Below are 16,841 nucleotides of genomic sequence, written 5' to 3'. Positions count from 1 at the left end.
TCCTCCCTCCCCCCCCCCCCCCCCCCCCCCCCCCCCCCCCCCCCCCCCCCCCCCCCCCCCCCCCCCCACCCCGGGGGTGGACGGTCCCCCGACCGTCCGGTCTGCTACTCCTCGACGAGCTGCCCGAGGAGCGTGATCGCGTCGTCCCACGACTTCGCGCCGTCGGACTTGCCGGCGTCGAGCGCCTGGATGGAGGGTCCGAAGACCTGCTCCTGGATCACCGAGTCGTCCGGTCCCTTGTACTGGGCCTCGACGCCCTCGGCGCGGGCGCTGAGCATGGTGCCGAGCGGCGCGTCGTTGAAGAACGTCGTGAGCGCGCTGCTGCCGGTGACGCCCTCGGATCCCTGCGCCTCGACGGTGCTGGGGAAGGTGCCCGCGGCCTGGAACGCCACGGCCTGCTGCTCGGGCTCGGTGAGCCACGCGGCGAGCTCCGCGGCCTCGGCCGGGTGCTTCGAGGTGGTGGGCACGGTCAGGAACGAGCCGCCCCAGTTGGCGGATCCGCCGGGGAAGACGTCCGCGAAGTCCCAGCCGGTGGAGGCGTCGCCGCCTGCGGACTCGGTGCCGCCCTGGACGTTGCCGAGCATCCACGCGGGGCAGACGAACGTGGCGAAGGAGCCGTCGGTGAAGGCCTTGCCGCCGCCCCAGTCCCACGCGGTCTGCGCGTCGGAGAGGCCGGCCTCGGCGCCGTCGGCGACCTTGCCCCAGAGTGCCTCGAGGTCGGCGTTGCCCTCGACGTTGAGCTTCCCGTCCTTCGTGTAGTAGCCCTCGGGCTGCTGGTTGACCATGGCGTTCCAGATGAAGCCGGACTGGTCGTACCAGGACTTGCCCGTCGCCGCCTTGTACTGCTTCCCCACCTCGAAGTAGCGGTCCCAGGTCGCGTCCTCGCCGCCGAACAGCGTCGCGACCTCGGTGCGCTCGGTGGGCAGGCCCGCCTCGGCGAACAGCTTCGAGTTGTAGCAGAGGCCCTCGGGGCCGATGTCGGTGCCGTAGCCGATGACGCGGCCCTCGGGGTCGGTGGCCTGGTCGTACTTCCAGGGGACCCAGCGGTCCTTCACGTCCTCGATGCCGTGGTCGCGGAGGTCGGTGAACGAGTCGGAGACCTGCATCACCTTGCTGAGCCAGCCCTCCTCGACCGCCTGCACGTCGGGGAGCCCCGCCCCGGAGGCCTGCTTGGTCTGCCAGTCGATGAGGGCGTTGCCGCCCGTGTCGATGTTGGTGGCCCTGATGGTGACGCCCGGGTGCGACTCCTCGTACTGGGCGTAGAGCTCGTCGAAGCCCATCTTGTTGAAGGTGGTGACGGTGAGGGTGATGTCGCCGCCGTCCGTGCCGCCTGCGCCGCCGGAGGTGCATCCGGTAGCGAGGAGGGCGATCACCGCGGCTCCGGCGATGCCGGTGGCCACGCGCGTCCGTGCTGTGTTCGTCAAAGGTCACTCCCTTGTGCCTGTCGAGCGTCGGTGCTCTCGCTGTAAGAGCGCTCTCATGCCGTGCCGCCGACCCTAGATGGCGCTTCTCGGGACTGTCAAGGGCGGGGCGCCGATGGGTGGAAGCGCTCTCACGCCTCGGCGGCGAGCGCGTAGGCTCGGAGCATGTCGACGACGATGCCGCCCGTGCCCGCACCCGCGTCCGGATCGGAGGTCGACCGGCCCGTCCGCTGGGGCGTCGTCGGGGCCGCCGGCATCGCGACCTCCGTCGTCCCCGACATGCTGCTCGTGCCGGGCGTCGAGGTGGTCGCCGTGCACTCCCGCACGCGCGCGAGCTCCGAGGCGCTGGCCGCCGCCCAGGGCATCGCGCGCATCCACGACACCCTCGAGGAGCTCCTCGCCGACGACGGGGTCGACGCCGTCTACGTCGCCACCCCGCACACGCTGCACCGCGCGCAGGCCGAGGCCGCGCTCCGCGCCGGCAAGCACGTGCTCTGCGAGAAGCCCGCCACCACCACGGCCGCCGACACCCGCGCCCTCGTGGACCTCGCCCGCGCCGAGGGCCTGCTCTTCCTCGAGGCCGTCTGGATGGCGTTCTCGCCCGGGTACCTCGCGGTGCGCGACGCGATCGCGGAGGGCCGCATCGGGGATCCGCGCGCGGTCTCCGCGTCGTTCGGCTTCGTCACGGAGACGGGCGCGGGCCGCCTCTGGGACCCCGCGGTCGGCGGCGGCACGCTGCTCGACATGGGCGTCTACCCGCTCGCCTTCGCGCACGGCCTGTTCGGCGCGCCCTCGACGGTCGCCGCGGTCGGCACCGTGATCGACGGCGGCGTCGACACCGAGGTCGCGATCCTCCTCGGCTGGCCCGACGGCCGCCAGGCGACGCTCGCCTGCTCGCTCGTCGCCGCGCTCCCCACGGGCGCCACCGTCAGCGGCACCGCCGGCCGGATCGAGGTGGACCCGCTGTTCCTCGCCTCGATCGGGCTCGCGATCGTGCCCGCCGACGGGGAGCCCGAGCGGCGGGAGCACGAGATCGAGGGCCGCGGCTACGTGCCCATGGTCCGGGCGGCGCGCGACGCCATCCGGGCCGGGCGGGTCGAGTGCGCGGAGATGCCGCACGCCGCGTCCGTCGACCTCGCCGAGCTCATGGACCGGGTGCTCACGGATATCGGCGCCCGCTGACGGGCGACCGCGGCCCCCGCGGCACCCGGCTCGGGCCGGAGCAGGGGCACGGCACCACGCCGGGCACGACGACGGCCGCGCCCCGAGGGGACGCGGCCGGTCGATGGAGCCAGGAGGCTACGGCTTCAGCACCACCTTGATGCAGCCGTCCTCCTTCTCCTGGAAGATCCCGTACATGCGGGCGGCGTCCGCGAGCGGCGCCGTGTGGGTGACGAGGTCCATGACGCCGAGCGGGTCGGCCGGGTCCTCGACGAGGGGCAGCAGGTCGTCGATCCAGTGCTGCACGTTGCACTGGCCCATGCGGATCGCCACCTGCTTGTCGAAGAGGGACTTCATGGGCATGGGGTCGGCCTCGCCGCCGTAGACCCCGCTGATGGAGACGGTGCCGCCGCGGCGGACCGCGTCGAACGCCGTGTGCAGGGCCGCGAGGCGGTCGACGCTCGCCGTGTCCATGACCTTCTTCGCGATGCCGTCGGGCAGGATGCCCGCCGCCTTCTGCGCGAAGGAGGCGACGGGGCTGCCGTGGGCCTCCATGCCGACCGCGTCCACGACCGAGTCCGGCCCGCGCCCGTCGGTCAGCTCGCGCAGGCGGTCGACGACGTCGTCGGTGAGGTCGAGCGTCTCGATGCCGTGGCGCTCGGCCATGGCGCGGCGCTCGGGGACGGGATCCACCGCGATCACGCGGTAGCCGAGGTGCTTCCCGATGCGCGCCGCGAACTGCCCGACGGGGCCGAGGCCCATCACGCCGAGCGTTCCGCCCTCGGGGACGGCCGCGTACTGGACGCCCTGCCAGGCGGTGGGGAGGATGTCGCTGAGGAACAGGTAGCGCTCGTCCGGCAGCTCGGTGCCGACGACGATCGCGTTGGCGTCCGCGAGCGGCATGCGCAGGCGCTCCGCCTGGCCGCCGGGGATTGAGCCGTACAGCTCGCTGAACCCGTACAGGGACGCGCCGCTGCCCTGGGCCCGCACCTGCGTGGTCTCGCACTGGGTGAACAGGCCCCGGTCGCACATGAAGCAGTCGCGGCAGGCGATGACGAACGGGACGACGACGCGGTCGCCGACCTTCACGCGCGTGACGCCCGCGCCGACCTCCTCGACGACGCCCATGTTCTCGTGGCCGAGCACGTCGCCCTTGTCGAGGAACGGGCCGAAGACCTCGTAGAGGTGCAGGTCGGACCCGCAGATGGCGGTGGAGGTGATGCGGATGACCGCGTCCGTGTCGTGCTCGATGCGGGGGTCCTCGACGTCCTGGACCTCGACGTCGTGGATGCCCTGCCAGGTGAGTGCCTTCATGGTGCTCCTTCTCTCGAGCGCCGGATCCTCGTGGGACGGGCGCACGTCCCACACAACGCCTGCGGCGGCGGGACGCCAAGCGACCGGCAGGCGGCGTCCAGGCAGGGAGGCCGGCCGGGCGCGGCGGATGGCGTGCCGCGGAGGGCGATGCGCGAGGGCCGTGCGCGGGCGGCGCGGTCGCGGCGCAAGCGATCCGCCCCGGGTCTCGGTCGTCCACGACACGACCGATCCGGGGCGGATCTGGAGGGCCACGTTCGGCGGTCCGGACTGCATAGGAGGACTCTCGACAATCCTCAAGCGCCCGAGCCCGCTGCGGCCTCGTGGTCAGAGTGTGCTCTGCAGGTGGGGAAACGCACAGGGGCTTGACGTCGCTCCCGGCGGATGCACGGCGACGGGGTCAGACGTCCCAGCCGTGCGCGCGCTGGACGGTGCGCAGCGCGGCGGCCGCCTCGTCCTCGCCGAAGGGCAGCCGGTCCCAGCGGATGCCGCACGGGGAGATCCAGCCGAGCTCGGCGAGCGCGGCGGCGAGGTCCTCGATGAACAGCGCCACGGCCCCGCCGTCGACGCCCGTGCCGCGGATCGCGTCGCCCGTGATCGACCAGCCGAAGTAGCCGGCGACGAACCTGGCCTGCTCCGTGGGACTGCGGACGGGACCGAGGGGACGTGCGGGGAGCGCCTCGCTCGCGGACGACTGGACGAGGTCGCCCATGCCGTCGGCTTCCGTGTCCCGCATCGCGTACCCCATCCCCGTGGCCCGCATCCGCGGACCCGGAGCCCACGATGCCAGCCGTGACGGATCCGTCCGAATGGGAACAGGAGGGGTTGACAGCACCGCGGGAACGGGAGTAGTCGACGGCCGTGCCGACCTAGCGCGCGTCGTCCCGGGACTCGTCCTCCGGGGGCTCCCGCAGGATCAGCAGGCCGCCCGGGCTGTTGGCCGTCGTCATGAGGGCGTCCACCCACTTGCGGTTGATGGGCGGCACGCGGCTGCCGTGGTACTTGAACACCAGGGGCAGCGAGTTGTGCATCCAGATGGTGGTGCGCCCGTCGCCGACCTCCACGTCGTCGCGCCAGGAGAAGTAGAACGCCTCCCCGCGGCGCAGCTTCGCGCCGATGACGAGCTGCAGGTGCGCGAGCAGGCGGTCGTCGAACTCCGCCGTCAGCGTCGAGTCGTACTTGAACGTGCCCATGATCGATCCCGTGTCCCCCTCGTGAGCTCTCGGGCCCCGCGCCGACGGAGAGGGGGCCAGAGAGCGGCGCTGAGCTTCGGCCGTGCCCACCCACTATGCCAGCCATGCCGTCGGGATCCGGCTCGTGCGGCGGACGGATCGGCATGTGGTAGTGCAGAGGGGGCGCCGAGGGCGCGCATCGGGGGCGCGAGCGGCCGTGGGGACGCGCCCGGGGCGACGCCGGGGGACCTGTCAAGGGGGTAGGCATCGCGTCGGGGGGCGGCGAACGGTGGAGGGAGAGCGCGGTCGCTCCGGACCGCGACGCCGACGACGAGGAGAGACCCCTCCATGTTCTTCCACAAGCAGGAGCTGCAGCACAGCGCGTCCCCCGACAAGCCCGACCCCATCTACGCCCGCCACCTGCAGGAGGTGCTCGGCGGCCAGTACGGCGAGATCAGCGTCGCCATGCAGTACGGCTTCCAGTCCTGGAACTCGAAGCTCCCCGGCAAGTACCGCGACATGCTCTACGGCATCGGCGCGGAGGAGTTCGGGCACGTCGAGATGCTCGCGATCATGATCGCGAAGCTGCTCGAGACCGCGCCGGTCGAGGAGACCGAGGACGCGATGAAGGACCCGACGCTCGCCGCGGTCATCGGCGGCAGCGACATCCAGCACGCCATCGTCGCGGGCGCCGGCGCGCGCCCCGTCGACAGCAACGGCAACCCCTGGCAGGGCTCCTACGTCACCTGCAGCGGCAACCTGCTGGCCGACTTCACGGCCAACGCCAACGCCGAGATGCAGGGGCGGATCCAGGTCGCCCGGCTCTACCACATGACCGACGACCACGGCGTGAAGGACCTCCTCTCCTTCCTCCTCGCGCGCGACACCATGCACCAGAACCAGTGGACCGCCGCGATCGCCGAGCTCCGCGCCGAGGGCACCGAGGACCTGCCCGTGCCGAGCGACTTCCCCCTCGACCTCGAGGACCGCGAGGTGTCGTACCAGTACCTCAACTTCTCGAACGGCCCCGCCGCGGCGGAGGGCTCCTGGGCGTCCGGCCCCACCCCGGACGGCAAGGGCACGTTCACGTACCACGACGGCCCGACCACCACGGTCCCGATGCCCGCGCCGCCCGTCGGGAACCCGCTCCTCCACGGCACCATCCCGCCGAAGGACCCGGGCCTGCTGAAGAAGGCGGCCGGCGCCGTGAAGGACGCCGTGACGCCCGAGTGACCCGCGGCTGACCGCCGCTCGACCCGCGGCGCACGACCGGCGGCCGGCCCTCACGGGGGCCGGCCGCCCGCCCGCGTCCGCGGACCCACCTCCGAGAGGACCTCATGATCCGCACCGGCACCCCGCCCCGCCCCTCGTCCCCCGTGCTCACCCGGGACGTCGCCCCGGGGATCCACCTGCTCGCGCACGCCTACGTGAACGCTTACCTGATCGAGGACGACGACGGCGTCACCCTCGTCGACACGGCGTTCCCCGACACCTGGCCGCACCTGCTGCGCTCCCTCGCCGCGATCGGCCGGACGCCCGACGACGTGCGCGCCGTCGTGCTCACCCACGGGCACTTCGACCACGTCGGATCCGCCGCACGGGCCGCCCGCGAGCTCGGCGTGCCCGTGCACGTGCACCCGGACGACGCCGGGATCGCCCGCCACCCGTACTCCTACCGCCGCGAGCGCACGCCGTTCGCGTACCCGCTCCGCCACGGCCGCGCGATCCCCGTGATCGCGGCGATGGCCGCCGCGGGCGCCCTGCGCGTCGAGGGCGTGGACGGCACGGCCGACATCGCCGCCGGGCCGCTCGAGGTCCCCGGACGCCCGATCGCGATCCCCACCCCCGGCCACACCGACGGCCACGTCGCGCTCCACCTCCCGGACCGCGACGCGCTCCTCACCGGCGACGCCCTCGTGACGCTCGACCCGTACACCGGGCGCACCGGCTGCCGCATCGTCGCGGGCGCCGCCACCGCGGACAGCGGCCGGGCGCTCCGCTCCCTCGCGGCCCTGGAGGGCACCGACGCCCGACTCGTGCTGCCGGGGCACGGCGCGCCCTGGCGCAACGGGATCCGCTCCGCCGTCTCCGCCGCGCGCTCGGCCGGCCCGGCGTGACCGGCCTCACCGAGCTGTGGCTGGTGCGGCACGGCGAGAGCACGGCCAACGTCGCCGCGAGCCGCGCCGACCGCGACGGCGCCGAGGCGATCCAGGTCGACCACCGCGATCCGGACGTGCCGCTCTCCGACACCGGCGACGCGCAGGCGCGCGCCCTCGGGCGCTGGTTCGCGAGCCGCGCGGACGTGCCGACCGCCGTCTGGTCCTCCACCTACCTGCGGGCGCGCAGCACGGCGGCGGTCGCGCTGGCCGAGGCGGGCATCGCCGCGGAGATCCGGCCGGACGAGCGCCTGCGGGACCGCGAGCTGGGGATCCTCGACCTCCTCACCGCCCGGGGCGTCGCCGCCCGCCACCCGGAGGAGGACACGCGCCGCCGCTGGCTGGGCAAGGTCTCCTACCGGCCGCCGGGCGGGGAGTCGTGGGCCGACGTGGCGCTGCGCGTGCGGTCGTTCCTGCAGGATCCCGAGGTCGCCGCCGCCGACGGCCGCGCCCTCCTCACCACGCACGACGCCGTGGTCATGCTCTTCCTCTTCGTGTGCCTCGGGCTCACCGAGGCCGAGCTCCTGGCCTTCCAGGCGCAGCACACCGTGGCGAACGCGTCCGTCACGATCCTCGAGCGGCCGGTCCCGCACGGGCCCTGGACCCTCCGGGTCTTCTCGGCCACGGAGCACCTCGACGGGCAGGGCGCCCCCGTCACCGAGCACGGAGGGGAACCCGATGAGCCACGACGATGAGGGCCGCGCGGAGGCGCCCGCGGAGGTCGTGACCCCGGCCGGGCTGCGTGCCTGGGCGCTGCCGGAGCCCGGCGGATCCAAGTACGGACGCGGCCAGGTCGTGGTCGTCGGCGGGGCGCTCCGGTCGCCCGGCGCCGCCATGATCGCGGGGCTCGCCGCCCTGCGCGTCGGCGCCGGCCGCCTGACCCTCGCGGTCGGGGCGTCGGTCGCCACCGAGGTCGCCGTCGCCGTCCCCGAGAGCGGCGTCGTGCCGCTCGAGGAGACCGCGGCCGGGCACGTGCGGGGCGCCGGCATCCGCGCGGCGGAGGCGGACATCGCCTCCGCCGACGCGGTCCTGGCGGGTCCCGGCCTCGACGACGCCGACGAGGCCGAGCGGATGGTCCGGCTCCTCGCGACGCTCGTGCCCGACGACGCCGTCGTGGTGCTCGACGCCTACGCGCTGGGCGTCCTCCCCGCCTGCCGCGAGTCCGCGGCGCACCTCGCCGGGAGGCTCGTGCTCACGCCGAACTCGTCCGAGGCCGAGCGCCTGCTCGGGCGGGAGGCGGGCGACGACGCGGTGGCGGACGCGCGGGAGATCGCCCGCGGCTACGCCGCCGTGGTCACGATGGGCGGCGTGGTCGCCGCGCCCGACGGGCGCGCGTGGAGCATCGGCGCGGGCGGCAGCGGGCTCGGCACGTCCGGATCCGGCGACGTCCTCGGCGGCGCGGTGGCGGGCCTGTGCGCCCGCGGCGCCGATCCCGCGCAGGCCGCCGTGTGGGCGACGCACGCCCACGCGGCCGCGGGCGACCGCCTCGCGGTGGGGGTCGGACCGCTCGGCTACCTCGCGAGCGAGCTGCTCGTGGAGCTGCCGCGCGTGCTCGTGGAGCTGGAGGCCTGAGCCGGCGGGCCCGTCCCGGACACGCTCGGCCCCGGGTGCGCCGGCCTGCGGAGCCGCTGTGCGGATCCGGTCCCGCCGGTCATCGCGCGCGCACCGTCGTAGGGTCGGAGCATGACTGATCCCACGTACACCGCACAGCTGGTCGGACCGGACGGCACCGAGGAGGCCGAGGTCGAGCTCATCAACGGCGAGCCCGTGAAGAGCTTCACGCGCGCCACGTCGCTCACCGAGGAGGAGATCGTCTGGGAGCTCGACGCGGACGCCGACGGCTACGTCTACCGTCCCGCGGGCATCCCGGGCGCCGACTACTCCTGATCCGCGTCGGGCCCGCCGTCAGACGAGCAGGATCGGCAGCAGGCAGAGCACGCTGACCGCTCCCGCGCCCATCGCGGCCAGGGTCCACGGCAGGGCCGGCGGCGACAGCAGCCGTGCGTTCCCCATCCCCCGCTCGCGGGAGCTCCGCAGGGCGCCGACGCCCAGGAGGACCCCGCTGACGAGGATCGCCGCGGCGGCGACGAGCAGGAGGGCGAGCGTGGTGTCGATCATCGTGCTCACGCTAGCGGCGTCGGATCCCACGGGCGGGGTCCCGCGCGACCCCGCCCGTAGGATCGAGGTCCCGCACGACGTGAGGAATCCCGCATGAGCACCAGCCCGTCCACGCCCGCGACCGACACCGCCGCGATCGCCCGCATCATCGACCACACGCTCCTGAAGCCCGAGGCCACGCGCGACGAGGTCGCCGCGCTGGTCGCCGAGGCCGTCGAGCTCGGCACGTACTCGGTGTGCGTCTCGCCGTCGATGCTGCCGCTCGAGGTCCCCGCGGGCGCCGACCTCCGGGTCGCGGTCGTCTGCGGCTTCCCCAGCGGCAAGCACCACAGCGAGGTCAAGGCCGCCGAGGCCGCGCTCTCCGTCCGCCAGGGCGCGGACGAGGTCGACATGGTCATCGACGTGGGCGCCGCCCGCGAGGGGCGCTTCGACGAGGTGGAGGCCGACATCCGCGCCGTCCGCGCCGCCGTGCCCGCGCCCGCGGTGCTGAAGGTCATCATCGAGTCCGCCGCGCTCGACGACGACCAGATCGTCGCCGTCTGCCAGGCGGCCGTCGCCGCCGGGGCCGACTTCGTCAAGACGTCCACCGGGTTCCACCCGACCGGCGGCGCCACCGTGCACGCGGTCGAGCTCATGAGCCGCACGGTCGCGGGTCGCGCGGGCGTGAAGGCCTCCGGCGGCATCCGCACGTACGAGACCGCCGTGCAGATGATCGAGGCGGGCGCCACGCGACTCGGCGTCTCCGGCAGCGCGGTCGTGCTCGCCGGCCCCGTGCAGACGCCGGAGAACGGCGCGCTCGGATCGAGCGGGTACTGATGCCCGCGGACCGCCGCGCGCACCTCGCCGACCTCGGCCGCTACATCCAAGCCTCGCCCTCGTCGTTCCACGCGGTCGCCGAGGCCGCGCGCCGGCTCGACGCGGCGGGGTTCACGGGCCTCGACGAGCGCGACGCGTGGCCCACCGGCCCGGACCGGCGCTACGTCGTGCGCGACGGCGCGCTCCTCGCGTGGATCCAGCCCGCCGGCGCCCACGCCACCACCCCCTTCCGCGTGCTGGGCGCCCACACCGACTCCCCCGGGTTCAAGCTCAAGCCGAAGCCCACCATCGGCTCCGACGGCTGGGTGCAGGCGGGCGTCGAGGTCTACGGCGGCCCGCTCCTCAACTCCTGGCTCGACCGCGACCTGGAGCTCGCCGGCCGCCTGGTCACCCGCGACGGCCGACGCCACCTCGTGCGCACCGGTCCGCTCCTCCGATTCCCGCAGCTGGCCGTCCACCTCGACCGGGGTGTGAACACGGAGGGTCTCCGGCTGGACCCGCAGCGGCACATGTCGCCCGTCCTCGCCGTCGGCTCCCCCGCCGCCCACGACGTGCTCGGCCACCTGGCCGGTCTCGCGGGCGTCGCGGCGGACGACGTGCTCGGCTACGACGTCGGCGTCGCCGACACGCAGGCGCCCGGCCCGCTCGGGCTCGACGGCGCGCTCTTCGCCGCCGGCCGCATGGACAACCTCAGCTCCGTGCACGCGGGGCTGACCGCCCTCCTCGAGCTGGCCGCCGCCGAGGAGGACGCGGACGCGCCCATCGCCGTGCTCGCCGCCTTCGACCACGAGGAGGTCGGATCCGCGACCTCGTCGGGAGCCGCCGGCCCCGTGCTCGAGGACGTGCTCGGTCGCGTGTCCGCCGGTCTCGGCGCGGGATCGGAGGAGCGCCGCCGCGCGTTCGCCGGCTCCTGGTGCCTGTCGGCCGACGCCGGGCACGCGGTGCACCCGAACCACCCCGACCGCCACGACCCTGCCAACCGGCCCGTGCCGAACGGCGGCCCGCTGCTGAAGATCAACGCGAACCAGCGCTACGCGACCGACGGCGTCGGCGCCCGGGAGTGGGCGCTGGCCTGCGAGCGCGCCGGGGTCCCGTACCAGGAGTTCGTGTCCAGCAACGCGGTTCCGTGCGGCTCGACCATCGGCCCCATCACGGCGACGCGCCTCGGGATCCGCACGGTCGACGTCGGCATCCCGCTGCTGTCGATGCACTCGGCGCGCGAGCTGTGCGGCGCCGACGACCCCGGCCATCTGGCCGCCGCGGCCGCCGCGTTCCTCCGCCCGGCGGCCTGAGGGCCCGGCCCGACGCGACGCGCGCCGGGCCCGGCCTCACGGCAGGACGACGCCGCCGATCGACCCGAGCAGCGCCTGCATCCTGGTGAGCTGCTCGCCCTGCGCCGACGACATCGTCGCGGCCAGCTCGAGCGCCTCGGTCGAGGTGCCGAGCTGCGACTCCCCGTCGGCCAGCTCGATGGCGGCCTGGTGCCGGGCGATCATGCCCTGCAGGAACAGCCGCGCCGCGTCCACGCCGCTCGCCGCCCGCAGCGCCTCCAGCTCGGAGTCGAAGGCGGTGTCGCTCATCTCCTCGGTCTCGGCCGCGGATCCGGAGCCCTCCGTCGCGCCGCCCTCGGTCCCGCCCTCGGCGGAGACGCCGCCGGCCTCCTCGCGGTCCTCGGTGCCGTTCGCGCCCGATCCGCCCTCCTCGTCGCCCCACTCCTCCGCGAGCTGCGCGAGGGTCCGCGCCTGCGGGCCCTGCTCGTCGCGGATCTGCACGGCCAGCTCCTGCGCCTCCGGCGGCAGGTCGGTGACCTCGAGCGCCGCCTCGGCCAGCTCGACGGATCCGGCGGCGTGGTCGCCCATCTCCTCGGCGAACGAGAGGTCGGCGCGGTTCCAGCCCTGGGACTCCGTCTCCGTGGGGGCGGCCGCGTCGGCGCTCGCGCTGGCGGCGTCCTCGGGGGTGCGCGGCGGGGTCGAGCAGCCGGCGAGCCCGGCGGCGAGGACGATGGCGGTCGTGACGGCGGTGAGCCGGTAGCGGTATCCCATGCCTCGATCCTCCTCCACGGCGCGCCGGGTGACAGCCCGCCGGTAGGTTCTCCCCATGCCCGAGATCGTCGAACTGCCGCATCCCGGCGTCACCCTCGAGTTCGGCGAGCCGGGCCGCCCGGTGGTGGTCCTCGTCCACGACGACCACGGCCGCCTCCCCTGGCTCGACCAGTACGCGCTGGCGCTCGCCCGCGCGGGCTTCCACGTGCTCGTGCCCGACCTCTACGACGGCCGTGGGACCCTCGACGACGGCCTCGCCGCGGGGCTCGCCGCGCAGCTGGACGTGGGGTTCGCCCTCGGCACCATCCGCGACGGCATCGACTCGGCGCGGGCGCGCGGATCCGAGCGCGTCGGCCTCGTCGGCTTCGCGCCCGGCGGCTGGCTGGCGCTCCTCGAAGCGCAGGACGGCGGCGCGGACGCCGTGGTCGCCTACTGCGCGAGCCTCGGCCCGGAGGAGCACGGCGTGATCCCCTGCGCGGTGCTGCTGCACCTCGCCGAGCACGACGAGTGGGTGGACGACCAGCGGCCCGAGGCGTTCATGGGCCGGCTGCGCGAGCACGGCACGCCCATCACCTCGCACACCTACCCGGGCACGCTCCCCGTGTTCCCGAACGCGAGCCTCCGCGACCGGCTGGATCCCGACGCCGCGGCCCTCGCCTACCGCCGTACCGAGGCGTTCCTCGCGGAGCACCTGGGAAACGCGTGACGATCCGGTAGCTCGACCGCACCAAACCCCGCACGTAAGCGGTACGAATGTACGGAGCCTGGGAAAGCCCCGGCTCTTCCCTACCAATGGAGGCACCATCATGAGCTCGTCCCCGAACCGCCTGCTCGGCACCGTCTTCGGCGCCGTCTACGTCCTCGTCGGCCTTCTCGGCTTCCTGTTCCCGCCGCAGAGCGGAGGGTTCTTCTCCTCCGACGGCGGACTGCTGCTCGGGATCTTCATGGTGAACCCGTTCCACAACGTGGCCCACCTCCTCATCGGCGCGGCCCTGCTCATCGGCGGCCTCTCCAGCGTCGCGTCGGCCAAGGCCGTGAACTCCACCGTGGGCTTCGCGTACCTGGCGCTCGGCATCGTCGGCTTCTTCCTCGTGAACACCGACTTCAACATCCTCGCGCTCAACACCGCGGACCACTTCCTCCACCTCGGCAGCGCCGTCGTGCTGCTGATCGTGGGCCTCGGCGCCGAGAAGGGCGTCCGCAACCGCGCCACCCGCGCGGCCTAGCCGGACCGCCGCCGCGCCGCCGCACCCGGCGCGTCACGCATCACCGCACGACAGATCGACAGATCGACAGATCGACAGATCGACAGCACGCAGCACCGCACCACCGCGGCGCCCGGGACGACGAAGGGACCAGCACGTGTCACTGCTCATCCGCCACTGGCTGGCCCTCGCCGCCCTGGGCGCCGCGCTCATCCACCTGGCCGTCGGAGCGGGATCCCCGCCCGCGGCCATGGTGGCCCTCCTCGTCATCGGCGTCGCCGAGCTGGCCTGGGCCGTCGCGGTCCTCCGCTCGGACCGCCTCCCCGCGGCCGGATGGGCCGTGGTCGGCGCGCTCGTGCCGGTGGCCGGCTGGGCGCTGCTCGTGACCGCCGCAGTCGTCATGCAGGCGCCCGGCATCACGAGCGACCTCCCCGCGATCCCCATGCTCGCCGCGACCCTGCTCGACCTCCTGGTCGCCGCCGTCGTCGGCCGCCACCTCCGCTCGCGCGCCGAGACCGACGCCCAGGCGGCCTGCACCGCCGTCGAGGCGGAGTTCCCCGCCGACGCCGCGCTCATCGGATCCGGCGCCCCGCACCCCGCCGCCGCCCGCGCCGCCACGCCGTCGGCTGCCCCCGCGACCAGCGCCGCCGCCGCGACGAGCGGCACCGCCGCGGACCCCGAGCGCACCGGCGGCCGCTACCTCGTGGGCGTGCTCGTCGGCGCGTTCGTCGTCGCCGGCCTCGTCACGCCGGCCCTCTCGCTCACCCGCGCCGGCGAGTTCGCCGTGCCCCACGGCCAGCACAGCACCGTCGACCTCGACGGCATCCAGGACGAGCACTCCGACCACTGACGCGTCGTCGTCCCCCGGGACCCGACCGCCGGCTCGCCGCGTCAGCTCGCGGGCGCGACCTGCGGCGTCACGCGGATCCGCGTCGCCTCGCTCATGAAGCGCCGCACGTTCTCGTCCACGATGATGTCGCCCGGCCGCAGCGGCCGGGTGAGGAACAGGCCGTCGATGTCGGTGATCCGGCTGAGCGCCACGTAGGTCTGCCCCGGGCTGAAGACGCGCGACCCCAGGTCGACGATGGCCCGCTCGTACGTCTTGCCCTGCGACTTGTGGATGGTTACCGCCCACGCGAGCCGCAGCGGGAACTGCGTGAAGTCCGCCACGACGTCGCGCCGCAGCTGCTTCGTGGTGGGCGAGTACGAGTACTTGTGCTTCTCCCACGTGACCGGCTCGACCTCGTGCACGACCCCGTCGAGCTCGACGTACACGTTGGTGTCGATGCGCGTGACGACCCCGACGGATCCGTTCACCCACCGCTGGTCGGCGTCGTTGCGGAGGAACATGACCTGCGCGCCGATCTTCAGGTCGAGCTTCTCGTCGGCCGGGTAGGTGCGGCCGCCGAAGTCGCCCGTCACGTCCGCGGTCGCGGTGAGGGAGCGACCGGGCAGCCGCTTCAGGGCCTCGGCGTTGATGCGGTTCACGGTGTCGTTGCGCGTCGCCAGCGTGATGGCGCCGTCGGTCGGCGCCGGGCGCGCACCGGCCGCGTTGAGCACGCCGGCGATCTCGGCGGTCACCCGCCCGTGGCGCACGGCGTTCAGCATCTCCTTGAACGCCTCCTCGTGCTGGCGGTGGATCTCGGTGAGCTCGTAGATCCGCAGCTGCGCCTCCTCCCACACCTTCGCGTCGAAGAACCACATGGAGCGGTAGCGGTCGGCGAAGTACGCGCGCTCGTCGCCGTCGCCCGGAACCGGGGCCAGCTGGTACGGGTCGCCGAACAGCACCACCTGCACGCCGCCGAAGGGCACGTCCTTCTTGTGCCGGGCCTGGCGGAGGCTCCGGTCGATGGCGTCCACGAGGTCGGCGTTCACCATGGAGACCTCGTCGATGACGAGCGTGTCGATGGTGTTGAGGAGCTTCCGCAGCTCGCCCGTCTGCTCGATCTCCTCGTCGGCGATGACGCCGATGGGCAGCTTGAACAGGGAGTGGATGGTCTGCCCGCCCACGTTGAGCGCCGCGACGCCCGTGGGCGCGCAGATCACGATCTGCTTCTCGGTGTTCCAGGACAGGTGCGTGAGGAGCGTCGACTTGCCCGTGCCGGCGCGGCCCGTGACGAAGATGTGGTCGCGCGTGCCCTCGATGGCCTGGAAGACGGCGGCCTGCTCCGGGGAGAGGGGGACCGTGCTCACGCGGGGCTCCTGGCGGGTCGGGGACGGGAGGTGCGCGGATCCACGGCTGCGGGCAGCGCGCGGATGCGCACTCGAATCTACCCCGGCGTCCGCCCGGGGAGGCGTCGATCCCCCGCCCGTAGGATGATCCGCATGCCGAGCCCCGCCGTCGACGCGCGCGGGGAGCTGCGCCGGGCCGTCGTCGTGTGGTCCCTGCTCACGGCGCTCCTGGTGGGGGCGTTCCTCGGCACGGTGGCCTCGCTCAACCAGGGCACCTTCAGCGCCCACGGCTTCGTGCGCTCCTACCTCGACGCGCTCGCCCGTGGGGACAGCCGCGACGCGCTGGCGACGCCGGGCGTCGTCCTCCCGGACACGGGCAGCCGCGCGCTGCTCGACGCCCGGGCGCTGCCCGGCCTCGACGACGTCGAGCTCGTCGCGGACGAGCCCGTGGACGGCGGCGAGCGCACGGTCACGTACGCGTACACGCTGCCGTCCGGGCCCGGATCCACGACGTTCCGCGTGCGCGAGCTTCCCGCCGCCCTCGGGCTCTTCGCGCGGTGGGAGTTCGCGACGAGCCCCGTGGCCGCGATCGACCTCGAGCTCCGCCACGCGTCGACGTTCACGGCCAACGGCCTGCCCGTCCAGGCGGAGGCCGGCGGGGAGGCGGCCGCGGGCGCGGGATCCACGTACCTCGTGCTCGCCCCCGGCGCGCTCGCCCTCGACCACGCGTCCCGCTACCTCGAGGCGGAGGAGGTCGACGTCGCCGTCACGGAGCCCGGCGGCGTCGTGCCCGCGCGCGTGGACGCGGAGCCCACGGACGAGCTCGTGGAGTCGGTGCGCACCGAGGTCGAGGCGTACCTCACCGAGTGCACGACGCAGTCCGTCCTGTACCCGTCGGGCTGCCCGTTCGGGAAGTCCATCCGCGACCGGATCACCGCGCCGCCCGTGTGGAGCATGACGGCGATGCCCGAGATCGCCCTGCAGCCCGCGAGCGACGACCCGGCCGACCTCGACTGGGTCGTGCCGCCCACCGTCGGCACCGCGCACATCGACGTGCCCGTCCGCTCCCTCTACGACGGGAGCGTGGAGGACCTCGACGAGGACGTCCCGTTCAGCGTCAGCTGGCGGGTGAGCGTCGACGACGACGCGGGGATCCGGATCCAGGGCCTCTAGGCGCGGCCGCCGCACCCGCGACCCGCGGACCGTCGGCGGCACCCTCACGTCGCGTCACGGTGCGGTGCGGGGCCGGCCGGGCCAGGATCGGGTC

General features: G+C 74.3%; 19 protein-coding genes. 12 read left to right on the top strand and 7 right to left on the bottom strand.

The features are described from left to right. Positions 1–104: 104 nt before the first annotated feature. A complete protein-coding gene (locus tag AC07VC_RS01945) occupies positions 105–1,424 on the bottom strand; it encodes an ABC transporter substrate-binding protein (RefSeq protein ID WP_494674622.1) in 1,320 nt (439 codons plus the stop codon). Between the two features lie 162 nt (positions 1,425–1,586). Here AC07VC_RS01945 and AC07VC_RS01940 point away from each other — a divergent pair, with 162 nt between their 5' ends. Further along, complete coding sequence (locus AC07VC_RS01940) at positions 1,587–2,603, top strand: Gfo/Idh/MocA family protein (protein ID WP_494674623.1); 1,017 nt, start codon at positions 1,587–1,589, stop codon at positions 2,601–2,603. Positions 2,604–2,720: 117 nt separating this feature from the next. Here AC07VC_RS01940 and AC07VC_RS01935 read toward each other — a convergent pair whose 3' ends face one another. From AC07VC_RS01935 to AC07VC_RS01925, 3 genes are all read right to left on the bottom strand, one after another. Further along, positions 2,721–3,896, bottom strand: coding sequence for a zinc-dependent alcohol dehydrogenase (locus tag AC07VC_RS01935; protein WP_317230292.1), 1,176 nt, complete (start codon positions 3,894–3,896; stop codon positions 2,721–2,723). A 397-nt stretch (positions 3,897–4,293) separates the two neighbouring features. Further along, positions 4,294–4,629: a hypothetical protein gene (locus AC07VC_RS01930; RefSeq protein ID WP_317230291.1), complete on the bottom strand. Its 336-nt coding sequence runs from the start codon at positions 4,627–4,629 to the stop codon at positions 4,294–4,296. A gap of 133 nt (positions 4,630–4,762) precedes the next feature. After that, a complete protein-coding gene (locus tag AC07VC_RS01925) occupies positions 4,763–5,086 on the bottom strand; it encodes a DUF7882 family protein (protein WP_494674624.1) in 324 nt (107 codons plus the stop codon). Positions 5,087–5,413: 327 nt separating this feature from the next. On the opposite strand from AC07VC_RS01925, the gene AC07VC_RS01920 reads away from it, so the two are divergent. From AC07VC_RS01920 to AC07VC_RS01900, 5 genes are all read left to right on the top strand, one after another. Then, a complete protein-coding gene (locus tag AC07VC_RS01920; RefSeq protein WP_494674625.1) occupies positions 5,414–6,298 on the top strand; it encodes a manganese catalase in 885 nt (294 codons plus the stop codon). A gap of 104 nt (positions 6,299–6,402) precedes the next feature. Next, complete coding sequence (locus tag AC07VC_RS01915) at positions 6,403–7,182, top strand: MBL fold metallo-hydrolase (protein WP_317230289.1); 780 nt, start codon at positions 6,403–6,405, stop codon at positions 7,180–7,182. Beyond that, positions 7,179–7,916 carry a histidine phosphatase family protein gene (locus tag AC07VC_RS01910; RefSeq protein WP_494674626.1) on the top strand — a complete coding sequence of 246 codons (738 nt, stop codon included), beginning with the start codon at positions 7,179–7,181 and terminating at the stop codon, positions 7,914–7,916. The genes AC07VC_RS01915 and AC07VC_RS01910 overlap by 4 nt, the downstream gene beginning before the upstream one ends. Next, positions 7,900–8,793, top strand: coding sequence for an NAD(P)H-hydrate dehydratase (locus AC07VC_RS01905; protein WP_494674627.1), 894 nt, complete (start codon positions 7,900–7,902; stop codon positions 8,791–8,793). The genes AC07VC_RS01910 and AC07VC_RS01905 overlap by 17 nt, the downstream gene beginning before the upstream one ends. Before the next feature lie 111 nt (positions 8,794–8,904). Next, positions 8,905–9,108 carry a hypothetical protein gene (locus tag AC07VC_RS01900; protein ID WP_317230682.1) on the top strand — a complete coding sequence of 68 codons (204 nt, stop codon included), beginning with the start codon at positions 8,905–8,907 and terminating at the stop codon, positions 9,106–9,108. 18 nt (positions 9,109–9,126) lie between these two features. On the opposite strand, the gene AC07VC_RS01895 is transcribed toward AC07VC_RS01900, so the two are convergent. Beyond that, positions 9,127–9,339 (bottom strand): hypothetical protein, encoded by a 213-nt coding sequence (locus AC07VC_RS01895; protein ID WP_494674628.1) that lies wholly within the window; start codon positions 9,337–9,339, stop codon positions 9,127–9,129. A gap of 93 nt (positions 9,340–9,432) precedes the next feature. Here AC07VC_RS01895 and deoC point away from each other — a divergent pair, with 93 nt between their 5' ends. Then, positions 9,433–10,155, top strand: a complete 723-nt coding sequence (gene deoC, locus AC07VC_RS01890; RefSeq protein WP_494674629.1) for a deoxyribose-phosphate aldolase — start codon at positions 9,433–9,435, stop codon at positions 10,153–10,155. After that, positions 10,155–11,447 (top strand): M18 family aminopeptidase, encoded by a 1,293-nt coding sequence (locus AC07VC_RS01885; RefSeq protein ID WP_494674630.1) that lies wholly within the window; start codon positions 10,155–10,157, stop codon positions 11,445–11,447. Before deoC ends, AC07VC_RS01885 begins: the two co-directional genes overlap by 1 nt. Positions 11,448–11,483: 36 nt before the next feature. On the opposite strand, the gene AC07VC_RS01880 is transcribed toward AC07VC_RS01885, so the two are convergent. After that, positions 11,484–12,197, bottom strand: coding sequence for a DUF305 domain-containing protein (locus AC07VC_RS01880; RefSeq protein WP_317230686.1), 714 nt, complete (start codon positions 12,195–12,197; stop codon positions 11,484–11,486). 55 nt (positions 12,198–12,252) lie between these two features. Between AC07VC_RS01880 and AC07VC_RS01875 the strand changes: the two genes are divergently transcribed. The 3 genes from AC07VC_RS01875 to AC07VC_RS01865 all read left to right on the top strand — a co-directional run bounded on the left by AC07VC_RS01875 (position 12,253) and on the right by AC07VC_RS01865 (position 14,252). Then, positions 12,253–12,903, top strand: coding sequence for a dienelactone hydrolase family protein (locus AC07VC_RS01875; protein WP_494674631.1), 651 nt, complete (start codon positions 12,253–12,255; stop codon positions 12,901–12,903). A gap of 100 nt (positions 12,904–13,003) precedes the next feature. Beyond that, entirely contained in the window at positions 13,004–13,423 is a 420-nt protein-coding gene (locus tag AC07VC_RS01870; protein ID WP_094116808.1) for a DUF4383 domain-containing protein, read from the top strand. A 136-nt stretch (positions 13,424–13,559) separates the two neighbouring features. Beyond that, positions 13,560–14,252: a hypothetical protein gene (locus tag AC07VC_RS01865; protein ID WP_494674632.1), complete on the top strand. Its 693-nt coding sequence runs from the start codon at positions 13,560–13,562 to the stop codon at positions 14,250–14,252. 41 nt (positions 14,253–14,293) lie between these two features. On the opposite strand, the gene AC07VC_RS01860 is transcribed toward AC07VC_RS01865, so the two are convergent. Continuing rightward, a complete protein-coding gene (locus AC07VC_RS01860) occupies positions 14,294–15,595 on the bottom strand; it encodes an ATP-dependent DNA helicase (RefSeq protein WP_094116810.1) in 1,302 nt (433 codons plus the stop codon). Between the two features lie 132 nt (positions 15,596–15,727). Here AC07VC_RS01860 and AC07VC_RS01855 point away from each other — a divergent pair, with 132 nt between their 5' ends. Further along, positions 15,728–16,747 (top strand): hypothetical protein, encoded by a 1,020-nt coding sequence (locus tag AC07VC_RS01855; protein ID WP_494674633.1) that lies wholly within the window; start codon positions 15,728–15,730, stop codon positions 16,745–16,747. Positions 16,748–16,841 lie beyond the last annotated feature (94 nt).

This window comes from Clavibacter sp. GW821-FHT01D01, assembly GCF_059422605.1.
Note: the sequence above shows the minus strand (reverse complement) of the source record. Positions and strands in the feature narration are given on the sequence as shown.